The organism is Paraburkholderia sp. (genome assembly GCF_035656215.1).
Classification (GTDB): Bacteria; Pseudomonadota; Gammaproteobacteria; order Burkholderiales; family Burkholderiaceae; genus Paraburkholderia.
Genome location: NZ_DASRSY010000138.1, coordinates 1 through 3,101, shown reverse-complemented (window position 1 = coordinate 3,101; position 3,101 = coordinate 1). Strand labels below are relative to the sequence as shown.

Sequence of the window (3,101 nt, the reverse complement as noted above, 5' to 3'; positions counted from 1 at the left end):
ATCGTGTACAGCTTCAGCTTCGGAAACTTCGAGGTCAGCTCAGCCGGCACCTTGTTCGAACGCGGACGGTAGAAGTTCCTCGCCGCGATTTCCTGACCTTGCTCGCTGTACAGGAAGTTCAGATATGCTTCGGCCAGCTTGCGCGTGCCGTGCTTGTCCACCACCTTGTCCACCACCGCAACCGGCGGCTCGGCCAGAATGCTCACCGACGGCACGACGATTTCAAACTTCTCCGGGCCGAATTCCTTCAGCGAGAGAAACGCTTCGTTTTCCCACGCAATCAGCACGTCGCCGATCCCGCGTTGCACGAAACTGGTGGTCGCACCACGCGCGCCCGAATCCAGCACGCCGGCATTCTTATAGAGCTTGCCGACGAATTCCTTGGCCTTCTGGTCGTTCCCGCCCGGCTGATGTTCTGCGTAGGCCCATGCGGCCAGGTAGTTCCAGCGCGCGCCGCCCGAGGTCTTCGGATTCGGCGTGACGATCGACACGCCCGGCTTGATCAGATCGTCCCAATCCTTGATGTGCTTCGGGTTGCCCTTGCGCACGAGAAACACGATCGTCGACGTGTAGGGCGAGGCGTTGTCCGGCAAACGCTTTTGCCAGCCCTTGTCGAGCAAACCCTTGTTAGCCAGCGCGTCGATGTCGTAGGCGAGCGCCAGGGTCACGACGTCCGCCTGCAAACCGTCCAGCACCGAGCGCGCTTGCGCCCCCGAGCCACCGTGCGACTGCTTGAAGGTGATCGTTTCGCCCGTTTTGGCCTTCCATTCCTTGCCAAATTCCTGGTTGACGTCCTGATACAGCTCGCGTGTCGGGTCATACGACACGTTCAGCAGCGTGGCGTCAGCTGCACGTGCCGGCGTCATGACGCCGAAACCGGTGATCGTGCCGACAGCGCCGAATGCGAGCGCCGCGACGAATTTTCTGGTCCTGCCTGCCAGCCCCGTACCTTGATGGTTCATGTCAACTTTCTCCGCGTTGTGGTCCGCTGAAACAGCGTGTGGTGTTCTTTTACGTCGCGGTCACGTGCACATGAGCGCCAACTCGAAGGGCAGTCTATCGAAGAGCTTTCATCATTAAAAATAATGTTTCTTCATTCTTTAATACGCAAAAGTGGTAATGACGGCTGGATAAGGCGTTGCGACACGAAAACGAGTGTTGGAGCGTCCGTTTACGGCGCCGGAACGCCACCCCGGACCACGAACTTAAAGTAAAGCTTGAATTGCGCCGAATACTGTATAAAAATACAGGCACCTGTTCATACATACAGTGGCCCCATGACCAAACTCACCGCACGACAGCAGCAGGTTTTCGATCTGATTCGCCGGGCCATCGAACGCACCGGCTTTCCGCCCACCCGCGCGGAGATCGCCGCCGAGCTGGGTTTCAGCTCGGCCAACTCGGCAGAAGAACATTTGCGGGCGCTGGCTCGCAAGGGCGTGATCGAACTCGCGGCCGGCGCATCGCGCGGCATTCGCCTGCTGACGGGCCCGGAAGATTCGCCGTACCAGTTCACGCTGCCGCACGCCAGCATCATGCAACTGTCGTTGCCGCTGATCGGCCGGGTTGCCGCGGGTAGCCCGATCCTCGCGCAGGAACACATCTCGCAGCACTATGCGTGCGATCCGGCGCTGTTCTCGAGCAAGCCGGACTACCTGCTGAAGGTGCGCGGGCTGTCCATGCGCGACGCGGGTATTTTCGACGGCGACCTGCTCGCAGTGCAGAAGAAAAGCGAAGCCAACGACGGCCAGATCATCATCGCGCGTCTCGGCGACGACGTGACGGTCAAGCGGCTGAAGCGCCGCCCGAACGGGCTCGAACTGATCGCTGAGAACCCCGATTACGAAAACATCTTCGTTGAAACCGGCAGTGCGGAGTTCGCGCTAGAGGGTATCGCCGTTGGGCTGATCCGCCCCGGTGAGTTCTGACTACCCCGCTCGTCCGCCAAACCGAAGCTGCCCCAACGTTGAATCGCCTGGAGAGACTCATGGAACGCTTTGCCCGCCTGCTGCCTTTTCGCCAGTTCGGTCGTTTGCGCCATCTGCGCAAGCTGGTGCCCTGCTCACTGATCGAGGCGTCCACGGCCAGCGCGCCATCGCTGTTCGACGAGCCCGCCAGCGTATCGAGCTTGCCTTCCTCGCTGCCGGCTTTTGCTCGCGTATCGTTGAATTCGGGGCTGAATACGGCTGAACCGGCACGTCGTGCGCCGGTGCGCGTCTATCACGGGCCGTCGCGGCTGATCATGGTCGGCACGGTAGACGCCGTGTGCCGCATGATCGATCGCTGCATCGCCGACGAAGCCAACGTGCACGGCGCGGTGTTCGAGTCTTAAGCGGCACGGCACAGACGCTCCGCTGCAACAGTGCGGCGCGCGCAAAGGCTTTTGGCCTGCCCGCGCCTTCCCGGATATCGCATCGCCTGGGATCGTTTTCGCGTGGCCATGGTCCACGTTAGATCACACCTGATGGAGAGTCCCACTCGATGGCAGATTCAACACGTACAAGGCGCAACGCTACCCGGCCACTGATCGTCACTTTGATTGTGATTGTGGTGATCGCCGCATTGGGGTTCGGTTACGCGTCGCCCTACATGGCGCTGAACAACCTCAAGCGCGCGGCGGATGCACGTGATGCGCAAACCGTCAACGAATACGTCGACTTTCCCGCGTTGCGCGAGAGCCTGAAGCAACAGGTCACCGGCTTGTTATCACGTCGGCTCGACGCGCATGGCAACGGCAATCCGTTCGCGGCAATTGGCGCAATGATCGGCGTGGCCTTGATCGGTCCGCTGGTCGATGCTTATGCAACACCCGACGGCGTCGCGGCATTGCTGAACGGCATGCCGCCGCGCGGCAACCCGGGCGAACGGCCGCCGGTGCCAGCCACCGCGGAAAATCCGCCGGCCGCAGCAGCGCCTGCGCCGCAGCCCCCCGTTACCGGCAATATGAATGGCGGCGCAGCTAACAACGGCAACAACGCCACGCCGCCGCAACCGCCACAAACCACGGCGGGGTATCGCGGTCTCAACGAGTTCGTCGTCACCTATCAGCATGGTGCCGGTGACGCGCGTTACTCGGCGATCTTGCGGCGCGAAGGTCTGTT

4 protein-coding genes are annotated in these 3,101 nt (G+C 61.4%); 3 read left to right on the top strand and 1 reads right to left on the bottom strand.

Translation table 11 applies throughout. The features are described 5' to 3' along the window. Positions 1 to 962, bottom strand: a 962-nt coding sequence (locus tag VFE81_RS07995; protein ID WP_325044083.1) for a sulfate ABC transporter substrate-binding protein, incomplete at its 3' end; no start/stop codon positions are given. A 315-nt stretch (positions 963 to 1,277) separates the two neighbouring features. On the opposite strand from VFE81_RS07995, the gene lexA reads away from it, so the two are divergent. The 3 genes from lexA to VFE81_RS07980 all read left to right on the top strand — a co-directional run. Then, positions 1,278 to 1,928, top strand: a complete 651-nt coding sequence (gene lexA / locus VFE81_RS07990) for a transcriptional repressor LexA (RefSeq protein WP_325044082.1) — start codon at positions 1,278 to 1,280, stop codon at positions 1,926 to 1,928. Between the two features lie 59 nt (positions 1,929 to 1,987). Further along, positions 1,988 to 2,332, top strand: coding sequence for a hypothetical protein (locus VFE81_RS07985; RefSeq protein ID WP_325044081.1), 345 nt, complete (start codon positions 1,988 to 1,990; stop codon positions 2,330 to 2,332). Positions 2,333 to 2,481: 149 nt separating this feature from the next. Beyond that, on the top strand, positions 2,482 to 3,101 hold a 620-nt coding region (locus tag VFE81_RS07980), incomplete at its 3' end, for a DUF2939 domain-containing protein (RefSeq protein WP_325044080.1).